The following is a 22,603-nucleotide window of genomic DNA, read 5'->3' as shown; positions in this document are numbered from 1 at the left end:
AATAGATTAATGCGAAGAGGCAACAGCCGCCCTTTCACCAATATAGTCGGTAAGTTTTTGTGCTAAAGCCACAGGGCTACCAATAAAACCACAATATCCAGAATCAACAATCGCTTGTGGCTGACTAGGACAAGTACTGACACTTGGATCTTGCGCCCACAACTGACTGTCATTATCTTGGATTAAATCCAGATGCTGAGCCCCATCGTTACCCATACCTGAAAAAATAATATTGATCAGCTCACTACCATAAACATCACTGGTGTTTTTTAAGATCTGACCAATAGCGGGCTTGTAATCACCTTCCCATGCTTTAGCAAGTAATATAATCCGTCCGGTCGAATCGCAAACAATTTGCTTATCAATAGGCGCAATCAAACATTGACCCGCCTGTAAACGTTGCGACGAGGTAATGACCTGACAGCGCCAATCGTTATGACGATTCAGTATACGTGGGAGCGTCCCAATCATCGTCTGGTTGAAATGATGCGCCAATAAAATACAAATGGGTAGCGTGGGTGACAAGTTATCTAAGAACTCTTTTACAGCGCTAGGACCGCCCATAGACGCACCCAAAAACACAACATACTGCCAGTCATTGGTATCGCTCTGGTAAGCCTTGGTATCTACCAATGCTGGTAGGAGTAGCATCTGTGCAAGCTTACGTTTTAGTTTGCGTTGCCATTTAGCATACTGCTTTGCCTCATTTAAATAAGGCGCTTGACTAAAACCTACCAAAACCCCGATTGATTGAGACATAGCAGTAGCCGTGGCTACACTGTCATCATAATCACTGTCTATCAACCAAATATCAATGGGTGTTTCATAACGTTCAAACTTATCGTGCAACTGCGCCTGTGATACACAATCAATGAGGGTAAAACCACAACCACGTACGGTATCCGAAAAGGCCATACGCTGGTGATGATCTTCTGCGACCACCAGCACCTTGATATCACTTTTGTTTTTGAACGCTAATGGAACAGGGGCCTTATCCTTCATAAGTTAAGCTGACCTCTTCACCCAATAGCATTTGGATTTTATTCAGTAGCTCATTTTCTTGGAATGGTTTACCCATATAGTCATTCACCCCAATCTCTAGGGCACGCTCACGATGCTTTTCACCAGTACGTGAGGTAATCATAATAATCGGAATATGCTGCAAGCGTTTATTGTGGCGTATTTGAATGGCTACTTCGAAGCCGTCCATACGTGGCATCTCAATATCCAATAAGATAAGATCCGGTATCGTCTCTTGTAGTATCTCAATCGCATCGACCCCATCTTTGGCAACGGCAACTTTATATCCTTGACGCTCTAAGAAGCGCGACGTTACTTTACGTACCGTGACCGAGTCATCGACGACCATAACCGTCGGCTGGGATTCTAAACGTCTCTGCTTAGAGCCAATAGATGGCATGACTTTTTTAAGCGCTGGTGCATTACGCATCAAGGCAATCAAATCTAAGATAAGCATGACCGAGCCATCACCCATGATGGTAGCGGCTGAAATACCCGATAGGTTTGAGAATTGTTGTCCTAATGGTTTTACTACGACTTCAATACGTGACCCAGCTATCTGATCGACCTGCAGGGCAATATTCTGTCCAGTACGGTTTTTGATGATAATCACCGGCAAGCTCGTATTGGTATTGACCACCAGCTCATTGAGTTTATTACCTGATAAAATCTCATTTAAATAGCGCACACGGTAATCAGCGTCTTCAAAGTTTAGCGTGGCGTCATTTGACTGATAGTAATCATAAAGCTTTTCTGGATTGATACGTACCACACGCTCAATCTGAACCAGTGGTATGGCATAGTAGCGATCTGCTGCTCGCACTACTAGGGCATCCGATACGGCTACTGTGAGCGGTAGGCGCATGGTAAAACGCGACCCTTTGCCCAGCTCAGAGACTACAGACACGACGCCACCTAATTGACGAATCTCGCTGATAACGACATCCATGCCAACGCCGCGCCCTGAGATCTGTGTTAATTGCTTACTGGTACTTAAGCCCGCATTAAAGATGTACTGCATGATATCAAGATCGGTCAGACTACTGTCTGCTGCATCGATAAGGCCTTGATCAATAGCTTTGCTGCGAACAGCTTCGACATCGATACCGCGCCCATCATCGGATAAGTTGATGACAATTTCACTGCCTTCGCGCAACACCTCTAAAGTGATGTTACCACTGCGCTCTTTACCAGCTTTCAGACGCGTTGTACTGTCTTCGATACCATGATCGACGGCGTTACGTAGCATATGCTCAAGCGGCGACGTAATACGCTCTAGAATGGTTCTATCCATTTCGTCATCAGCATTAATAATTGTCAGCTCAACCGACTTATTAAGCTCATTAGCCGTTTGGCGTACCGTACGTTCAAGGCGCGGTGTTAAGCGCGTAAATGGCACCATACGCGAATTCATCAAGCCATCTTGTAGCTCAGTTTGCGTCCGTGACAGCTGTAATAATAAGCTCTCACTATCACGCGTTTTTTCTAAAAGAGTATGATTAATATCAACCAAATCTGATGCCGACTCTGTCAGAGATTTTGATAACTGATTCAGAGAAGAGTATTGATCCATCTCTAGCGGGTCAAAACCTTCATGGCTTATCAACTCATCATCTATCTGCGATAAGATTTGAGCTTCAAGCTCAATCTCCATTCGGCGTAACTGATCTGCCAAACGCTGTACCGTGATGCCCATCTCTTCAAGGCTGTTGGTCAAGCTACTCATGCCCATGTCAATACGCGCACGGTTAATCGCTGACTCGCCAGACAAGTTAATCATATGCTCAATCAAACCACCTGAGATACGGATCATCTCATTGCTACTAGCGCTCTGCTCTTGCTCCGTAAACTCACCGATCATCGACGGCATTTTACTGATGTCTTTTACCATACCTGCTGAGTTTCGATTTTCTTTGGCAGTCAAAATCGCTTTGCGCTGCGCTTGCAGAGATTCATTAGGTATTTGTTTTAAGCTATCAGGGTTTTTACTAAATTCTTGTAGCGCCTCTATTAATAAAGCAGGCGTTGGCGGGTTGACTTGTTGCTTGAGAATAAATAGTGCATCTGCCATCCAGTCATGACAGGCCACGAGTAGCTCTAGGACTTTTTTTGTAGCAGGACGACGATGATGGGCAAGATCTTCATAGACCGACTCCATGTCGTGTGCCAAGTCCGCTATTCCATTAGCCGTGACCATTCTTGCGCCACCTTTAAGGGTATGCAAGTCACGCTGTAGCGCTTGTAAGGCAACCGTATCGCTCACGTTATCTAAAAATAACTGTAGATATTGATTGTTATTGGTCAGCGCTTCTGCTTCTTCTAAGAATACTTCTAATATGTCAGGATCCGGTAAGCCATTGGCCCATGACTGTTTAATCATTCTATCAAGCGTTAGGATTTCTGTGTTTTCGACATTGCTGAGTATAGAGTCATCTTCAACAGCTTGCGGCTCAGCGACAGTATGATGTTTTGGCACTGGTACAATCAAATTAACCGTATCTGGCAATACTTGTGCTTTCTCAAAACGTTGTAACTGCTCGATAAGTTCGGGAGCAAAAAATGATTGCTGATGATTTACCATATGCATGACTTGCAACGACAAGGTATCTTGCACGATTTGCATAATCTCAAGCCACTGTGTGGTTGGCGCGCGTCTGTGCTCTACAAAAGCTTCATAGATACTCTCTGCTTCATGGGTCAAGTCTCCAATACTGCGGATACCTGCCATGCGTGCACCACCTTTGATGGTATGCAGATGACGTTGTAATACCTTTAGCGTATTGATGTTAGTAATATCCGCACGCCACTTATTAAAGCTTTCGGCAAGGGCATCATCAAGCTCTTGCGCTTCTTCTAAAAAGATCTCTAACAGTTCAATGTCAGTATCGATAGACTCTAGCTGAAACTCAGCGGCAGAGACACTTTGCACGGTAGGCAGACCATCATTATCCTCATCAATAATGTCATCTTCAGTGTCAGCACCATTAGCAATACGCTGTAAATCCTCAAGAACGTGCCCATCGATTTTTAATGACGTGCTACCGGCCAATGCATCGAACAACCCTACTAACTGCGCATGCCCAGCCAACAACGTGGTTTGAATGTCTGTATCAGCTGCTGTTTCAGGACTGGCTTGCAGATGATTATAAACCCCAGCTAAGGCACTTAGAATTGCAGTGAATTTTGGAATATCTACCGCTTTGCCAGCCAGATAATTTATTTGTGCCAGTTGTTGTTCAATATATTTCTGGACATGCTCACTTTCGGAGTGGCTCAGCGCCTCATTTAATTGCCATTCAGCATCGAGCAGTTCATCAATATTTTCGTCGAATAGCTGCTCTATAGTGAGTTTATTGTCTGCTATCTCACTATAATCGCCGACAGCATAATGCTCACCCAGCATCGCTTGCAATGACGCAATATCTTGCTGGCTCTGCGCTTCTTCTACCGATATATCTTGCTGTTCGACGTTTGGTTTGTAATTATTAAGATAACCATTAATCAGTGTCACAGACTGGGCTAACGCCTCTAAGTGTTGCGCCCTCATAGGAATGTCTTGCTGTTGCAACAGCTCCAGACTCTGCTCTATTGTTGCACTGATTTCGCTAATCGCTGCCAACGCGCTAGAACCTGAAGCGGCTCTTAGGGTATGGAATGCCCGAACAATGTGATCACTAACTGCAACATAGGGCTGACCTTGATGCTCATTAACAAAGGTATCAACCTCCTGTAATAGGGTCTCTGCTTCGTCGATGAAAATCTCAAAAAATGCTTTTTCTTCTGCATTCTGATGCGTCAAAATGACTGGCGCTTCTGCCATCATTTCATTAGCCGAATGAATGGTCTGCAGCATATTATCAATGTCTTCATCACTAGTTTCGATCGTACTATCATACTCTAATACTGAAGGTTGCTCAGTAGAGGTAAGCGCTTGCTCATATAACTTAGCATAGCTGAACTCATTACCATGCTGCTTACTAAAAGCGTTCGCACAGGCAATCCATAGTGGCACTAGCGCTGGATAATCTTGGCTGCCACTTTCAAACGTGGTGAGCATGGCAGGATATGCTGCTAACACATCGGTAATAAGCTGTCTCATATCAGCTGAAGCGACAATACTCTTATCTAAAATGCGATTGAGCATATTTTCTATTGACCATGCCAGCTCACCGGTATAGTTGGCACCAACCATACGACCAGAACCTTTTAGCGTATGGAATCCGCGACGAATGTCTGCCAAATCGCTCAAATCAGTGGGAGACAGCTGCCAATGCCCATATAAAGGCACGATGTCGTCCAACACTTCATTCGCCTCTTCTATAAATATCTCTTTGATATCAGGATCGGCATCATTCGCATCTGTCGGTAACTGCTGCGTCTCTTGCATGAAAGGAATGAGTACAGTAGGTAATATCAGACCAGAAAGAGAGTCTATGACGTTTCTATCTTCGCCTACTTCCTGTTCATTTTTAGACTCATCAATCGTGTCTGCCAGATTGTTATATGCAGCAGTTGCCATTGTCTTATCCGAGTCCAAAGCCTCGTCTAATTCAGTGTCCGATGAGGCAGATACGGCAATGTTTAAACCCGTGTTAACTGGCTGTCCCGTTAGTACATTATGACTTTGTAAGATGGTTACCGCAGGATCAAAGCTTGGCGATTGTTGCGCCGTAAAATCTGTAACTAAAACTGAAAGTCGCTTGGTCGTCTCTGTTACTAGCGCAACGACCTCATCAGTGACAGGCAGTGTCTTGTCTAAAAGTCGATTGAGCAGATTTTCGATTGACCACGCCATCTCGCTGATACTAAAGGCACCAACCATGCGCCCCGACCCTTTTAACGTATGAAAACCTCTACGCACTTCTGTTAAAGGTGTTAGATCTTGTGAATCCTGTTGCCAAATTGGTAAAAAATCTTCTAAGTCCTCGACGACCTCTGTCACCTCTTCAATGAAAATATCACGAATATCTTCATCTATATCAAAACTATCTGGCTTCACTTGTTCACGCGCACGTAGCAAAGCTTCACTATCATTAACAGTGCTGAAATCATCACCGACGGTATTATTTATGATGAGGTTATTCGACTCATCTTCTACCGCCGTTTCATGGCTCAAAATTGCCGCATCAAAGTCTTGATCTTTAAGAATTTGGTCATCGATAGCGTGCTCAGTAACTGGCGCAATCTCACCGTTATCATCGTAGCGCAGTACATCGGTCGCCGCGACTTTTTGGCTAAGTAAGCTTTGATCAACACTTTCAGGTGCTTGAATATACTCACTGAGCAATGTGGCAGCATTATCAATATGCTGATTTGCCAACGCTAATAGCGGTTGGTCAAAAACTTGCTGAGCCAGATAATCAAGCAACAGCTCTATCGAAGTCAGACCTTCAGCCAATGCTTGGGTAACCTTCCAACTGAGCACGTCAATTTCATGAGTGGTGAGTTGTACAAATAGGCTGGCTATAGCATCAGTCGCTTCACGGATTGAAGGCAATCCCATTTCATCAAAAGCATGACCAATATTAGTAAAATCAGCAGCCTCAGGTAAGAGAGCAATATCCTGACGCTGTATATATGCGTTAAAGCTTTGTTTTATGTCTTCAACAGCAATGCGCAATTCACGTAAGTCTTTACTAGTAGAGTTGATGTCCGTACTAGAATCTGACTGTGCGTCGACACTCGCTGCTACATCAGACACCGGCGTAAAATCAGCGGCATCACCGATCTTTGTAGATATTGCCTGCTCTGTATTGTAAATAGCGCTATATAACTCTTGAAGCTGGCGTTCAATCTGCCACTGTTCTTGCGCAAACCCAATCTCTGAGGAAAGGGCACGCTCTATGTCAGCAATGATGGATGCAGCTTTTGAGGCATAAAAAGTCCACCCTCGAGCTTCGAGCTGACTATTTATGCGTTGCAATGGGTTCAATAAAGTCTGCGGTTGATCGAGACTGAAAATGAGGGTCTCAAGCTCGCTCAGTATACGAGGTAAAAAACGTGCATCCATTATTGCACTTTGCGGTAGATTACTAAGGATAGACTGAGTATGCTCGCTGCTTTGCGCAAGACCACTCAGCTCAATATAGAGGCTGGCGAGCAATTCTTTAATAATGCTCGACGCCAACTCGGCTTGATGTCCACAAGACTCTAGCACTTGCTCAAGCTTTGCCAATAGCGGAGCATAGTGCTTAGGCAACGGTGTTTTATTATGAGCAAGGTCGCGCAACCACAGCTCGGTTAAATACCATAGACGCTGCAAATCATCGTCTTGCGTGGTTTGCCATAAATACTCACTTACTTTTTCTAAGACCGTCAGTACTGAGGGCTGATTGCTATTGGCAACCAGTAGCGCCTGTACTTGCTGACGCCAAACCAATAGTAATTTTTGATACTGCTGAGTGTCTAGATGAGCATCTACCGCGTGGCTTGGCACGACTAGTTCAATATCATCGATAACTTTTTCAGAATTAATACCGCCATCGACTAGGCTTTTGTAATGAGCATTGCTGGCTATAGTAGATTGCGCTGACAAATGGTCGGTCGCTATACCCAGTCGTGATAGCGACTGAGTAAGATCATCAGCCGCTCTACTGATTAGAGCGGTATGATGACTGCTTGTACGCATATATTGCGTCAGCTCACGTTGTAACAGCCGATGAGAAAACTGACCGATGCGGCGATCATCAGGGGTAAAACCATCTTGGCTACCCGCCCCTGCCAACAGACTCAGCTTAGTCGCTAAATTTGACAGCAAAGGCAGATTAATCATAGTTAAAGCACCACCAACTTGATGATAGTGCTGCACCATTTGCTCGTAATTATTGCTGTCAGCGTCTAATTGCCAGCCATCAGATACTTGTGATAATTGCTGATTAAAAAGTGGTAATAACCACTCGAGCGTCACCATGTCATTGGGCTGGTTTTTCATAGATTTATCCTAACTCGTCTAGGCGCTAATTTAGGCACTGATCTTTTGCCACGCATTAATTTTTGGGTGCGCAATACGGCGCATATTTGAAGGACGCCAAAACAACGCCTCACCTGGAGCCAATACTATATAACCACCTAGCGCACACTGCTCTGACAGCTTGTTAAGAATATCTCGTTGATCAAATTTACGAAAATATAGCAGCATATTTTGGCAGATGATGACCTGCTGTAGATCGGACGTGGGTGGTTCTTGACCGATAATATTGTGTAAAGCAAAGCTAACATACTGCTGTAAAGTTGGCACGATTTGCCAATGTTCTTGAGTGTCGTTAATAGTACTTTCTACTATAGATGAATCAAAAACAGTCGATTGATCGGGTACAGTTTCAGAATGTAATGGGTAAATAAACTGCTGACAGCTTGACGGAATCAATGTTTTTTGACGTTTGTCATATTGTGCCAAACGTGCTTTCGTAATTGCTTTTTGGCTGACATCTGTACCCAATACGGCATAATTGACCAGCTGCTTTGATGCCAAACTCATGGCAAGCGACCAAGTCTCCTGTCCACTGGCACAACCAACACTCCAAATGCGAAACGTCTCATCAATACTGTCATCTATTAGACTCAGTCGCTGGTGTCGCAAGGCGCACTCTGTAATGAAGTCTATAGAAGGCATATGACGAAAGAAGCGACTTTCATCAATCAGCACTTTGTCCAATAATTGCTGGCGCAGCGCATCATTGCTTGGCAGTTGACGCCATAATTGCAAAATCGATAGTCCATGCGCGGCAGCCGTACGGTCAATCGCATTTACCAACCACTGTCGTTGGATAGGAGGTAAAACAAAGCCAATTTCTTGCTCTATATAACGTTGCCATTGCTGTGTATCAAAGGCATTAACTTGCCCTAAGACTGTCACCAAATCGGGATTGGCTTTATCGACTACATTAACGTCTTGTTGAGTATGCTTATCCACGTGACCTGCTATTATTACTGCTGCCCAGCATCACTACTAGAGCAGCACTTTGATTAACATCTCAAGATAACAAAACCCTAAGCTTGATGACTAATTATGATACTTACCTATTACACATTCGCTAATTATTAAGCGTTGGTCAATAGGTTTTCTTCAGCTTCTAATTGCTCATCATCATTCGATACTTTGAAGCCAGTAACCGACTCTTGAAGGGCAGCAGCCATTTCACTTAGCTCACCAATAGAACGCGCTGTAGCCATCGTACCAGATGAGGTTTGTGAGGTAATGTCTTGAATGATATTCATCGTGTGAGAGATATGTCCAGCAGACTCAGCCTGTTGCTGGGCGGCATTTGAGATGTTTTGAATCAGATCTGCCAACGTATTAGAAACGCTCTGTACCTCTTCTAGTGCTTCACCAGCATCTTTGGCCAAACGTGCACCGCGTACAACCTCAGAGGTTGTGGATTCCATTGACATCACAGCTTCGTTGGTATCTGCCTGAATGGTTTTTACCAGTGTTTCAATCTGTTTGGTAGCATTGGCTGAACGCTCAGCGAGACGTTGAACTTCATCAGCAACTACCGCGAAACCTCGACCAGCCTCCCCTGCCATTGACGCCTGAATGGCCGCGTTCAATGCCAATACGTTGGTCTGATCCGCAATATCATTAATCAATCCAACGATATCACCAATCTCTTGCGAAGATTCACCAAGGCGTTTGATACGCTTTGACGTCTCTTGAATCTGATCACGAATAACGTTCATGCCTTCAATGGAGCGCTGTACAACCTCTGCCCCATTATAAGAGATAGCAACCGAGCGCTGGGCAACCGTTGCAGACTCTGCCGCGTTGTTTGAAACTTGGTCAATTGAGACAGTCATCTCATTAATTGCTGCGGATACACCAGCGATTTCTTGCGCTTGGTTTTCCGAGGCTTCAGCAAGCTCAACCGCATTCATCTGCGTCTGCTCTGAGGACTGTGAAACGCGATCAGCGGTACTGTTAATAACCAGTACCAATTGACGTAATTGGTCAATGGCGAAGTTTACCGAATCGGCAATCGCCCCAGTGAAATCTTCTGATACAGTCGCATTGACCGTCAAATCACCGTCTGCCAAATCACCCAATTCATCAAGCAAACGCAAAATTGCAATCTGGTTACGCTCATTCTCTTCTTGAATTTGGCGCGCACGCTCGGATTCTGCTTCTGCTTCTTGACGACGACGTAAGGTCTCTTTTTCGATGAGTAGACGCTCTGAGCCGCCACGCTGACTAAGTAACTTATATAAGGCAAATAGAATACCGGCAACACCTACTACAAATATAATCACTGGCAATACTACTGATTGATTAAAATCAGGCAGATATTGACTTACTGATGACAATGAATTGACTAGCCAAATTAGACAAACCACGGTCAATAAAGCAAAAAACCCCAATAATAATTTCCAAATATTATTGGCGTCTTTAACCGTGTGCGTTGTTTTGCTATTGCCAGTTACAGAGTTCTTTATAACATCACTCATCTTGCGTATCCCTTTCGAACAATCGTCAAAGTCTTATCGTGACTGACTCCGACAATCATATTGTTATCGAAACAATAGTGATTAGCAAAGCCTGTATGAATGCTGACATACAACTGTATTATGTCAGTCGGTGTTTCTTTTCATCGTGCTAGCAGGCGAGTATTTCATGGCAGCAAATACCGTATGAAAGACCGTTATAGCGCTGCATCAGCATACTGCAAATCTTGCACTAACAAGCTTGGCATAAAAATATACCAATCTTGTTCATCTTTAAAAAACTTGCCATGATTATAAGGAGAGAATGGCGAGTTATATTCAAGCGCTTCTGGGCGATATTCACCACGAGTAAATTGCTCGATACCAAGTACTTGATCGACAAGTAATCCTGAAAACACATTATCATGATCGATCACAATAACCTTGCGTTGGCTCATTTGCGCCAACCGACTAGGAACTTGCAAAAACTCAGACAAATCCGTCAGTGGTAATAGGCGTCCGCGAATGTTGGCGATGCCAATCATCCAAGGCTTTACTAAGGGCAGACTGGTGAATTCTGGCATAGTGAGTATTTCTGAGACTTGACCCATTGGTGCCACCAAGCGCTGACCACCAATCTCAAATACCACACCCTGCCAGTCGGATTCTTGTCCACCGTGACGGCCACTTTTACGTGCGCGTGCCAAATCTGCGAAACGCAGAAGCTCAATAAACCCTTTGGAAGCCACAAGTTACCCCATTACTTTGCGAATAATATTAACCAGACCATTTTCGTCAACTGGCTTAGTTATGTATTCTTTAGCGCCTTGGCGCTTACCCCAAACACGATCCGTTTCTTGATTTTTGGTACTAATCATAATGATAGGAATATGCGATGTTGTTTTGCCACGAGTTATCTTACGAGTAGCTTGAAAACCATTCATTTCAGGCATGACCACATCCATCAAGATGACATCTGGTAAATGATCAGTTGCCATTTGACAGCCTTGCTCACCATTGGTTGCTTCAAGCACCTGATAGTTGTTTTTTGCAAGCATGTCGCGAAATTTCGCCATCTCTGATGGCGAGTCGTCAATGACTAAAATAGTAGCCATGGAAATTTCCTTTATTTTCGATGATATCCGTTGGGATATATTATTGAGACAAATCTATTAAAAATAATGCCTGACACTTTCGAGGGCAGCACTATTTCCACGATGATATATATAAAGTAGTAAACACTAAACAATACTGTTGTGATCGTCACTGAGCTATTTCTAACACGGCTATTTAATTAACCTGAAATCTTAATTCATGGAACAGTCACGACAGCTAATAGTTGCTTTTTGTATGACAGTCTTCTTAGCCACTTGCACTAGCCGTACCGCTGCACATATAAAGCATACCAATATTACTGTCTAATTATCAGTTTTATAAAATGGTTGGTTATTAACGGTACTGATTGATTGCTTCAAAAAGCTCATCTTTGCTAAATGGTTTAGTCAAATACTCATCTGAACCGACAATACGTCCACGTGCCTTGTCAAATAAACCATCTTTAGATGACAGCATAATCACCGGCTTACTGGCATAATCAGGGTTGTTTTTGATCAATGCACAAGTCTGATAGCCATCCAAGCGTGGCATCATGATATCAACAAAAATGATATCGGGATTGTTGTCAACAATCTTGGCTAAAGCATCAAAACCGTCAATAGCGGTTACTACTTCGCAGCCAGCTTTTTGTAATAAAGTCTCTGCCGTACGGCGAATGGTTTTTGAGTCATCGATAACCATGACCTTCAGACCCTCAAAATTATTTTCCATTATCATTATCCTATGAATGACTATTTATTCGTAGCGCTATCTGTCAGTGCAAAATTTTAACAGTTATTCCAATTTATAAAATGGCTTATTCTTGGATTGATATGAACGACTAAGTTTGCATTTTACGCTGTCATAATAGCTAACATGTTCTTTATCAGTATTGTCTATCAAGCATGACGTTACCTTCAGTTACTATACGCACTTTATCGTCAATTATCTTCGTAAATTAATTTCTAATCTGAGTTTAATTTACGAAGATAATTGTCAGATTTCTATGACCATCACTAGGGCGTGTCCCCATTTTGAAAATAATAATAAAAATGAGATAAATACTTAAACGGGAGGTCATATAGCTAAGAAGTCATGTGGCTAAAAAGCGTCTTACTGTATAAAACCGCCTATATGCCCAGTCATTTTTCTTATGTAAATTTCAAACCTGTCAAAATTAGCAGGCACAATCGTTATAAAGACAAACAATTTAACGGGCATAACACTCATCAAAGAAGCGTGGTAAGAATTTAACATTGGGTAGAGGCAACAGCTATCTTACCGAATCATCTTCATTTGTGATAAATATGTATCACTGTATTTTAATATGTTCGTTTTAGCACAGTTACTCGTTGTTTTCCAGTTATTTAGTGAATTTATGTTCAAATTAATCATCGGTTTAGCAAAAATACTCTGATTATGACTCTTCCTCTTCCAGTCATGCGTTTGAAATCAATAACTCTGTCTCGTTGCGTAAATATCGCACTATTATTTGCCCTCGCCCCGATTCACTATATAATAAACCAATGTTTATGAGGGCAATTGGTATGAGAGTTTTTATAGGTCTAAAAAATAGTGCGTATTTGTGCAGTGCTTTATTATTGCTTGCTGCCTGTCAGCCCTCGCCCCCTACTGATGAGCCTGTGACCGCTGAAAATAGTGAGACGGTAGAGACACCCATTATCATTGATGATGATAGCGTTACCATGACGCCTGACCATATTTTAAGTATAAAGCCATCACGCTATCAGCCAAGCATAGGACTCCAAGGCCGTATTGAACCAATCAAGAAGACCCAGTTCACCGCAGCAAAAGCGCTCACTGTCCAACAGGTATTGGTAGAAGAAAATCAATGGGTAGAAAAAGGCACGCCACTGTTAATTGTCCAGCGTCAGGAAGCCGCTAGTAAACCCACAGAGTCAGCTCCTACCTCCACGGCTGAAAATACAGAATTTGCAACATCAGACCAATCTACACAAAATAATAAAACAGAGAACAAGACTGATAACCTAAGCCAGACAACGAAGCCGACACCGACACTGACACTGACACTGACACCGAGAAAGGCTAATGAAAATAACGCTGAAGCGCCTCAGTCTAGCGGTGATAAAACTAGCGCTGATAAAAATAATGTAATAGCCAGCAAAAATGCACCTGCTAGTACCAAACCATCCTACAAATTGATGACGGTGCGTGCCAGCTTTTCAGGACGTGTCGAAAAGCTGTATGCCGAAGCTGAACAAAAAATGGACGCACGCCAACCACTTTTGCAGCTCAGTGATGAAACTGAATTACATTTCATCGGCATTGTACCCATTCAAGCTGAGCCTCAGCTTTCTGTCGGACAGACGGTCAATTTTACCGCTGAAGGCATGTCAGATAAGTTTACTGGACAAGTTAGCAGGTTGACGGCAACAGTTCAGCCCAAACAGCTTTTGGTTCATGTAAATGTCGTCAATAATGAAATCAGTCGCGAGAAATTACAGCCTGATATGCAAGTGACGGGGCGTGTCAATTATGGTCAGATCGATGTCGGTACGATTGTCCCCGAACGCGCGTTACATGACGTTGACTTAACAGAGTTGCAGCGCCCACCCTATAAACCGTTAAGACCCTTGAGCGCCAATGTATGGATTATTAAGCAAGACCAACGCCTAACTCGTCAGCCAGTTGAGGTCGTCGAATACGATCCTATTACCAAGCAGTATTTAATTGCAGGCATTAGCAATGACAGTTTAATTTGTCTTGCCGACTTAACCATTGAATCTAAAGGTAAAAAAGTAGTGGTTTCTTAGAGAGCAGTAGAGACAGTTACATTGTGTAGAAACATTAACAAAGCGTGTCTTGTTTAGTCACGTGTTAATTAGGCAATATAGTATTATTACTTTGTCTTATATTGACTGAAAGCTTAATCATGTTTCTTTAACCCTATCTTAACGGTCAATGTCTTATGATTAAGGACAATAACGATTTAGAAGCACTTAGATTTACAAGCACTTAGATTTAGGATAATGCAGATTTAGGATAATATAGATATCGAGGCGCGCTAGAATTTTAATAAAAAGCGATTTCTTGACAAACCATAACAACAACTAGAGGACAAGCTATGAGTAAGCAGATTTTGTTAATTGAAGATGATCCAGATTTAGCAGAACTAATCAGCGACTATCTGACCATGAATTACTATGATGTGCATCATGCAGGACTTGGTCAAGAAGGTCTAGAGTTGCTAGATACCAAAGAGCGCGGTATTGACTTGGTGGTCCTTGATTTGATGCTACCTGATATGGATGGCATGCAGGTTTGCCAAAAGATACGCGGTAACAAAAACAATATGACCAATAAAGTGCCGATCATCATGCTAACGGCTAAAGGCGATACTACCGATCGCGTATTGGGTCTTGAGATGGGCGCTGATGACTATATCTCTAAACCGTTTGAGCCACGTGAACTATTGGCACGGATACGAGCGGTCATTCGTCGTCACGAGCAGCCAAATCAAGCAGACAGTCAATCGGACAGTTTGACCTTTGGCCGTCTCAGTGTGTTCCCTGATAGCCACGAAGTAACGATCGATGAGCTACCTGTGCGTTTGACGACGCATCAGTTTCAATTGCTGCACTACTTTGCCACCCATTCTGGTAAGGTACTGAATCGTGAGCAATTGTGGCAAGCCATGCCAAATGATGACAGCTCAGACAATATTGATCGTGCTATCGATGTTCATATCTCACGCTTACGTGCCTTGATCGAAGACAATCCACGCCAACCAAAGCGTATTATTACTGTACGCGGTGTTGGTTATCAGTTTGCTACCGATCAGGTTTAATCTTAAATGGCTCGATATACAATTAATCGAGCCTGTCACCATAGTTTGGATTAAATCAGACGAATGGCGTGATATGAATTGATACGAGCATCTGACAATAGAGATGGTTTAATGCAGCAATTGGGTTTTCGCTCCGTATTTGCCAAGTTATTTGCCAGCGTGATGCTGGCACTTACCTTATTTGCAGTAGCCATGGTGCTATTGACACAGCTGGTGCATGACAAAGATGCGGGTATCCGCTCAGAAGTATTGGCCACGCAGATTTTGGGTCAAATTGATCCTTTTTTGCATGAGCTGAATATCTCCATTAGTAAGGACAACCGTTTACAATCACGCTTTATGCTGGCTGTAGTCAAAAAAAGCTTTGATATCTTTGATGAATCCTTACAAGCAAAGATGGGGTTATACGACAACGAAGGTCGTTTGCTTATGCAGACTGACAATAGTGACTTGCCGTTAGTGCTACCGCCCACTCCCTCTTTATTTTCACAAGTTTTTCCATCCCTTTCAGACACCTCCCCTACCAAACAGGCTCAAGTATATAGCAGCACTGGTTATACATTGCTGTACGAATCACGCTTGCCGCCAAAAAAACCTGTGCTCTCCGCTGCCTTAAATTTATTTACTGGTACCCTATTGCTGCTATTAATTATGGCAGGCGTTCTATGGTTGATTGCTCGCACTATGACGTGGCGTATCAATCAAATGAGCCAGCAAATGACCCAATTGGGTGATGGTGATTTTACGGTAAGAGTCAATGCACGTGGTAACGATGAAATTGCTTCGTTAGCACGCGGCTTTAACCAAGCGGCACAAAAAATTGAGCACCTTATTAATGCCAACAATCTGCTATTGGCGCACGCCTCTCACGAGCTGCGTACGCCGATTACCCGTATCCGCCTACAAATCGAGATGATGGATATGCTGGCAAATGCGATGCCAACAGATACCAAAGCAAAATTTGATAAACGTGCGCAAGCGATCAACCGAGATTTGTCGGGGCTTAATGATTTGGTTGAAAGTATCTTATTGGTGAGTCGCTTAGATGCTGGTCATGTCATGCAGCAAGTCGAGCATTTGGATTTGTATGACTTAGTGAATCAAGAGCGTCAGCATTACTCTGAAGCCACTTTGATAGGTGAGCATATCGTCATTGATGGTCAGGCACCGATGCTGACCCATCTCATTCGCAACCTCTTAACCAATGCCATGCTACATGGTAAGCCACCGGTTACCGTCTTGATCTATGGCATTCAGACTGTTGATGAAGCCGATACCATTCCAGATTATTTGCTGCAAACAGTGGTTTGTAGTAGCTTTGCTGATTATAACAGTTCAGATTTTGACCATTATGATGAATCACATGCCTCTGATAACTTAATACAGCAAACGTCGGCACAACTTAACGAAATTTCTAATGGGTCTCCTACAACCAATACTGACAAAGACAAAGCAGAAAAAGTAGCCGCGCTCATCACACTACCAGCACCACCGATTTATCGAAATGGTGAGAGCATTGTGTTTGATAATAACGATGCTGATGATGACGGTTCAAATGTGGATGTAACTGACGTCATCACTGACAACACTAAAATAACTGACATGACTGGGCTAGAAACTGGCACCTCAGCAACAGACGCTAGCAATTGTGCCGATGTTGAAGAAAATACTGCTGGAGATTCTATAATCAGTGACAATGCGGTCAACGTTAATTCAGAATCGTCCCTAATCGCCAACTACCAGAGCTTTACCACGGAATTGACTGAGAAAATCAAAAAAGTCATATGGAAAGCCGTTCCTGACAGTAAAAAATCTGTAGAAATCAGTAGTAATAACGAAGCAATTATTAACAACCAAGCGACCAGTAAATCCACTGATGCGCTATTAAATGATAATATTCAATCTCGGAAAACCAATAAATTAACGACCGATGAAACTGTTAGCAAAGATGATATTAAAGACAATGCTCAAAGCGAGAGCGAGACGCCGACCACAGTGCGTAAAGAAAATTTATTCACTAAGCACATGAAAAAAGCCAAAGCCGACCCAATACGCCCGCTACCAAAATACGTGGTGCTGGCGGTCATTGATGAAGGTGAAGGTATTCCTGAAGACAAACGCGAAGAAGTCTTTAGCCCATTCGTGCGCTTGCAGCAAAAAAACAAAGGCTCAGGTTTGGGCTTATCCTTGGTATCGCAAATCGTCACTGCTCACCAAGGGCGTATCGTGACTGATACTATTAATGGTCACACCAGATTTTTGGTCGTTATACCCGTAAAGCAAGATCCACATTATAACTATCACGACAATAACCACTAGCACGATAATCATCACTAGCAACTGGCAGAACCTCCTTTACTCTGCTGGTCATTACCTCCTTCTCATACAACAACTTAAATTTTCCAGATAGCTTATAACTAATAACCATTAGTCATAAGCCGTTCACGGATGTGCATATCCAAAACATTACATAATATGCTATATTACCGCCCCTTATTGCATTGTTAATGGTAGCGACCATCCACTTTGACGCTGTCATTAGTAAGTTGTAGCCTAATTATTCTATAACCATCATAAACCTATTAAATTTTGAGCCCTCCATGAGTGACATGATTGTCTTAAACGATGTGACCAAAAGTTTTTTAAGCGACCGATCAATCAAAGATAAAGACGGTAAGCCGCATTGGTTTACCGCTGTCGAACCGACTTCATTGTCTGTTCAGCAAGGTGAAATTTTTGGTTTGATGGGCTACTCAGGCGCAGGGAAATCCACCCTTTTGCGTTTGATTAACTTACTTGAACGTCCAGATTCTGGTCAAGTAGTGATAGATGGTACTGATTTGACCACCTTGTCTGCCAGCGATTTGCGTATTGCTCGTCACAACATTGGTATGATTTTTCAGCAATTTAATCTGATGTCCAATCGCACGGTGTTTGATAACGTAGCATTTAATTTGACCGTTGCTGGTTATCCAAGCCGTGATATTCATAAACGGGTTATGGAATGTCTTGAGATTGTTGACTTGATCGATCGTGCTGGCCACTACCCTGCGCAGCTGTCAGGTGGACAAAAGCAGCGTGTTGGTATTGCACGCGCGATTGCGCCCAGCCCCAAAGTATTATTGGCCGATGAGCCTACCAGTGCGCTTGATCCTGCAACGACGCGCAGTCTACTGACCTGTCTACGCGATATCAACGAACAACTTGGCGTCACCATTGTCATTGTGACTCATGAGATGAGCGTCATTCGTAGGCTCTGTCATCGTGCAGCACTACTACATCAAGGACAACTATTAGAAGTTGCAGATGTCAAAGACGGTCTGATTCAAGCAACCACCCCTATTGGCCAAGGCTTAGTGCACGAAGACTAATGAGGCAGGAGAAAAAACATGTTAACTGGTAGTGAATTATCCGCCTCGATAGATAAATTGTTGGTGCTGCGCAAAGAAATTATAAGTGCCTTTATCGATACCTTTGTTATGCTTGGTATTTCTACAACAGTCGCCATTGTCATTGGCGGACTGTTTGGCATATTCTTATTTTTGTCCAGTGATCGACAGTTTTTGCAAAACAAAACCCTCTACGGGGTACTTGGCGGCATCACCAATTTTATGCGCGCTTTCCCGTTTGTGATTTTGATGATTGCCATGAGCCCATTTACTAAAGCCATCGTCGGCACAGGTATTGGACCCATCGCCGCATCGCTAGTACTCGCGATTGCAGGTTCGTTCTACTTTGCCCGTTTGGTGGAGCAAAACTTACGTGAAGTACCACGCGGTATTATTGAAGCAACCGAGTCTATGGGCGCACGACCTTTTACTATCATAAAAGTTTTACTAAACGAAGCGCGCTCAGGACTGGTGCTATCAGTGACCATCCTCTGTATCAGTCTGCTGTCTTATTCAGCGGCGGCTGGTATGATCGGTGGTGGCGGTCTGGGTGATTTGGCCATTCGTTATGGCTATTATCGCTATCAAACTGAAGTGATGATTTTTATCGTGATTGTATTATCGATCATGGTTATCTCAATCCAAGCCTCTGGCAATTGGCTCGCCAATCGTTTAGATAAACGTTAAACCGCTTTAGAGAATACTTGACATCACGAGCGACTAGGTTTATTTTTGGCCATACTCAACCCTTATCTCAGCTCCTATACCAAAAAGCAGCATTACTATTTATAATGTTGCTTTTTTAATTTTCAGACGATAAACGTTTTACTCAATCCCATTCATTAAAGGACATATTATGAAATTAACAGATATCAGCCGTCAGTTAGCGACCGCATTTGCCGCTGTTGGTGTATCAGGCTTGGTCTTAGTCGGTTGCAGCAATTCATCAGCACCAGAAGCGACCAAAGAGCCAGTTACCGAAGGGTCAACTGCAGAAACTGCCGCTAGCGATATCGATCCTGATCATACCAAAATCATTATCGGTACCACTGAAGGCGACTTTGCTGATATGGTTCGCAATCAAGTGAAAAACACGCTTGAAACACAAGGTTATGAAGTTGAGCTGATTGCCTTTACCGACTATGTGCGCCCGAACCTTGCACTGGCTGAAGGTGATTTGGATATCAATATTTTCCAGCATAAACCTTACCTTGATACCTTCAAAAAAGAAAACAACCTTGACCTAGTTGAAGTGTTCCAAGTACCAACAGCACCACTTGGTATCTATTCAGGTAAAAAAGCCAATCTTGATGCTGCATTTAAAGGCATGAGTGTTTCTGCACCAAACGATCCAAGTAACTTTGCTCGTGCTTTGGTCATGATGAATGATCTTGGCTGGATTAAGCTAAAAGACGACATCGATCCATTGACTGCGTCAAAAGCTGATATCGCTGATAACAGCAAATACGACATCGAAATCATTGAACTAGAAGCTGCCCAACTACCACGCGCGCGTGATGAAGTTGACTTTGCAGTTATCAACGGTAACTATGCTACTGACGCTGGTATCAAACTGACTGAAGCCTTGTTCCAAGAGCCTAGCTTTGCTTACGTCAACTGGTCAGCGATTAAATCAGCGGATACTGGTAAGAAATGGGTTGAAGACGTAACCAATGCTTATAATTCTGAAGCCTTTAAAAAGTATGCTCATGATACTTTCCCTGGTTATAAATACCCAAAAATCTGGGGTGCTGATCACGGTGCAAACACGGATACCGCGACAGAATCTACACCAGTAGAAGCTACTGCTCAATAATTTTTAGATCGAAAAATACCTGAACATATAGGTATTATGCTAATGACGAACGCCCATTGCTGAATAGTAGTGGGCGTTTTTTATGGCCTCGATTTTGTGATTATTACTCTTTTAAACCTGTATCTAGTGGTTACCAGTTACTAAAAATGACGTTACAGCCTGTTTGCCCTTTGTAGGAAAGCGTCACCTACTCTATCGTACTGTCCTCATTTTCCTTATAGTAAGTGCAGTTGAATCGGTTCTGGCTTTCTACATGATCAGTATTCGAAGTGGAATCTGAGCCAATGAACCAAATGCTAATGAACTGAATAAAGTCATCAACTAATAATATGAAAACTTGCACATAAGGATAATAATATGAGTTCAAAAAATTATAATATTCGTACTGCTGGACAAGCAAACATTCCGGTATTAGGTCTTGGCACTTGGCAGTCAACTGGTCAAGATTGTATCGATGTCGTCAGCCAAGGTCTTAAAATGGGCTATGAGCATATCGATACCGCCCAAGCTTATGGTAATGAGAAAGAAGTTGGCGAAGGTATTAAGCAATCCGGTATCGCTCGTGATAAATTCTTTTTGACGACAAAGATTTTCCCTGATGATATGAAGTTCGAGCCTGAGAAATTGGTCGCAGCCGCTAAACGCTCTTTAGAAGATTTGGGTACAGATTATGTCGATCTATTGCTCTTGCATTGGCCGGATGACCGTGTCCCTTTATCTGAAACCATTCCAGCGTTATGTGAATTACAGAAACAAGGGTTGACGCGTCATATCGGGGTCTCCAACTTTAATATTGCTAATATCATTGAAGCCAAGAAATATGCGGATGTACCAATCGTGGTCAACCAAGTTGAGTTTCACCCTTTTATTAAGCAAAATACCTTACAGACTTTTTTAAACAATCACCATATTTTATTGGAAGCTTATTCGCCACTTGCACGCGGTGATGTGTTCGATAATGAGGTTATTAAAGAAATCGCTGATAAGCATAACGTCACGCCAGCACAAATATCATTGGCTTGGATTCTATCAGACAAGCACCGTGTTGCCATTCCGAAGACGTCTAACCCTGACCATTTGCAAGGTAACTTGGATGCAATGAAGGTGCAGTTAAGTGCAGATGAGTTAGAGAAGATTGGTAAACTTGCCAGTAGCGATGGTCGTAAAATTGAGCATCCTGACTACAGCCCTGTATGGGATGATTAAGGTCTAGATAATGAAGATCCATTAGTACCAAAATTCGTGTAAAAAAAGAGCCGCTAATACATTATTAGCGGCTCTTTTTACTGTTGAATTGACTAGGGCGTGTCTTCAATTCACTCGATAGTCATCTGAATGGGCTAAAAATGGCTAAATCTTGCCAAACATCGTCAAATAGCTGGTTAATATCCCGATATTATCTGCACTATTTTTCTTGTTTGACGGCAATTTATCTCATTTTTATCACCATTTTTGAAATGAAGACACGCCCTAGAAAATTACTGCTGTAAAGTGTCCGTCTCATGTACCTTTTCAGCAGGATTGTATTGCTCAGAAGAAGGCACTGCACCGCTACGGTTGTTTTCTTTCATTGATTTGGCCACTTCTGGCGGCATATATTTTTCATCATGCTTAGCCAATACTTCCCCTGCCACAAAGGTATCGCCTTGCATTTTGCCCGTGGCGACGACGCCTGAGTTTTCAGCGAATAAATCTGGCAAAATACCTTGATAAGTCACAGGTACGGTCGATTGAAAATCAGTAATAGCAAATTCAACATTCAATGGATTGTCTTCTGCGCGTCGGACACTACCCGCGACTACCATGCCGCCCGCCCGAATACGCTTATCTTGGGGTGCTTCACCTTGCGCAATGGCTGTGGCATCGAAATAATAGTCGGTTTGTTGTCCGATGGCATAAATCACCAATACGACGGCGATTGCCGCCCCTGCCAACGTAAACATAACCCACATCAGTTTTTTGCGACGAACTGCGTTCATACCACTACCTCATTGATGAGTCGCTGTTTTGTAGGCTATAGACAGCCTATAAAACAGA

At 43.0% G+C, this 22,603-nt stretch carries 14 protein-coding genes and 1 pseudogene; 7 read left to right on the top strand and 8 right to left on the bottom strand.

Translation table 11 applies throughout. The annotated features are described in order from the left end of the window. Positions 1-6: 6 nt before the first annotated feature. The 7 genes and pseudogenes from ACTQ9T_RS00880 to pilG form a co-directional block, all read right to left on the bottom strand. Positions 7-1,002 (bottom strand): chemotaxis protein CheB, encoded by a 996-nt coding sequence (locus ACTQ9T_RS00880; protein WP_440463787.1) that lies wholly within the window; start codon positions 1,000-1,002, stop codon positions 7-9. Next, positions 992-7,951, bottom strand: a complete 6,960-nt coding sequence (locus ACTQ9T_RS00875) for an Hpt domain-containing protein (protein WP_440463786.1) — start codon at positions 7,949-7,951, stop codon at positions 992-994. The genes ACTQ9T_RS00880 and ACTQ9T_RS00875 overlap by 11 nt, the downstream gene beginning before the upstream one ends. A gap of 30 nt (positions 7,952-7,981) precedes the next feature. Further along, on the bottom strand, positions 7,982-8,932 hold the full coding sequence (locus tag ACTQ9T_RS00870; protein ID WP_440463785.1) for a CheR family methyltransferase: 951 nt from the start codon (positions 8,930-8,932) through the stop codon (positions 7,982-7,984). A 128-nt stretch (positions 8,933-9,060) separates the two neighbouring features. Next, positions 9,061-10,107, bottom strand: a pseudogene (locus ACTQ9T_RS00865) (methyl-accepting chemotaxis protein); the annotation flags it as partial. Positions 10,108-10,655: 548 nt separating this feature from the next. After that, complete coding sequence (locus ACTQ9T_RS00860; RefSeq protein ID WP_440463784.1) at positions 10,656-11,186, bottom strand: chemotaxis protein CheW; 531 nt, start codon at positions 11,184-11,186, stop codon at positions 10,656-10,658. A 3-nt stretch (positions 11,187-11,189) separates the two neighbouring features. Beyond that, positions 11,190-11,552: a response regulator gene (locus tag ACTQ9T_RS00855; protein WP_010201622.1), complete on the bottom strand. Its 363-nt coding sequence runs from the start codon at positions 11,550-11,552 to the stop codon at positions 11,190-11,192. Positions 11,553-11,886: 334 nt separating this feature from the next. Continuing rightward, positions 11,887-12,264, bottom strand: coding sequence for a twitching motility response regulator PilG (gene pilG / locus ACTQ9T_RS00850; RefSeq protein ID WP_010201623.1), 378 nt, complete (start codon positions 12,262-12,264; stop codon positions 11,887-11,889). Between the two features lie 815 nt (positions 12,265-13,079). On the opposite strand from pilG, the gene ACTQ9T_RS00845 reads away from it, so the two are divergent. From ACTQ9T_RS00845 to ACTQ9T_RS00815, 7 genes are all read left to right on the top strand, one after another. Beyond that, positions 13,080-14,327 carry an efflux RND transporter periplasmic adaptor subunit gene (locus ACTQ9T_RS00845; RefSeq protein ID WP_440463783.1) on the top strand — a complete coding sequence of 416 codons (1,248 nt, stop codon included), beginning with the start codon at positions 13,080-13,082 and terminating at the stop codon, positions 14,325-14,327. A 311-nt stretch (positions 14,328-14,638) separates the two neighbouring features. Next, positions 14,639-15,361, top strand: a complete 723-nt coding sequence (locus ACTQ9T_RS00840; protein WP_010201627.1) for a response regulator transcription factor — start codon at positions 14,639-14,641, stop codon at positions 15,359-15,361. A 111-nt stretch (positions 15,362-15,472) separates the two neighbouring features. Beyond that, the gene (locus tag ACTQ9T_RS00835; protein ID WP_439293017.1) at positions 15,473-17,680 is read left to right on the top strand and encodes an ATP-binding protein; all 2,208 of its coding nucleotides are present in this window, start codon (positions 15,473-15,475) and stop codon (positions 17,678-17,680) included. A 281-nt stretch (positions 17,681-17,961) separates the two neighbouring features. Beyond that, the gene (locus tag ACTQ9T_RS00830) at positions 17,962-18,732 is read left to right on the top strand and encodes a methionine ABC transporter ATP-binding protein (RefSeq protein ID WP_440463782.1); all 771 of its coding nucleotides are present in this window, start codon (positions 17,962-17,964) and stop codon (positions 18,730-18,732) included. An 18-nt stretch (positions 18,733-18,750) separates the two neighbouring features. Continuing rightward, positions 18,751-19,437 (top strand): methionine ABC transporter permease, encoded by a 687-nt coding sequence (locus ACTQ9T_RS00825; protein ID WP_010201631.1) that lies wholly within the window; start codon positions 18,751-18,753, stop codon positions 19,435-19,437. A gap of 169 nt (positions 19,438-19,606) precedes the next feature. Further along, positions 19,607-20,566, top strand: coding sequence for a MetQ/NlpA family ABC transporter substrate-binding protein (locus tag ACTQ9T_RS00820; protein WP_440463781.1), 960 nt, complete (start codon positions 19,607-19,609; stop codon positions 20,564-20,566). 357 nt (positions 20,567-20,923) lie between these two features. Continuing rightward, positions 20,924-21,772 carry an aldo/keto reductase gene (locus ACTQ9T_RS00815; protein ID WP_010201635.1) on the top strand — a complete coding sequence of 283 codons (849 nt, stop codon included), beginning with the start codon at positions 20,924-20,926 and terminating at the stop codon, positions 21,770-21,772. A gap of 272 nt (positions 21,773-22,044) precedes the next feature. Here ACTQ9T_RS00815 and ccmE read toward each other — a convergent pair whose 3' ends face one another. Then, positions 22,045-22,545 carry a cytochrome c maturation protein CcmE gene (gene ccmE, locus ACTQ9T_RS00810; protein WP_189585613.1) on the bottom strand — a complete coding sequence of 167 codons (501 nt, stop codon included), beginning with the start codon at positions 22,543-22,545 and terminating at the stop codon, positions 22,045-22,047. Between the last annotated feature and the right edge of the window lie 58 nt (positions 22,546-22,603).

The sequence above is a fragment of the Psychrobacter sp. ASPA161_6 genome (assembly GCF_051970285.1).
Taxonomy (GTDB): Bacteria; Pseudomonadota; Gammaproteobacteria; order Pseudomonadales; family Moraxellaceae; genus Psychrobacter; species Psychrobacter glaciei.
This window is presented reverse-complemented; position numbering and strand designations above follow the sequence as displayed.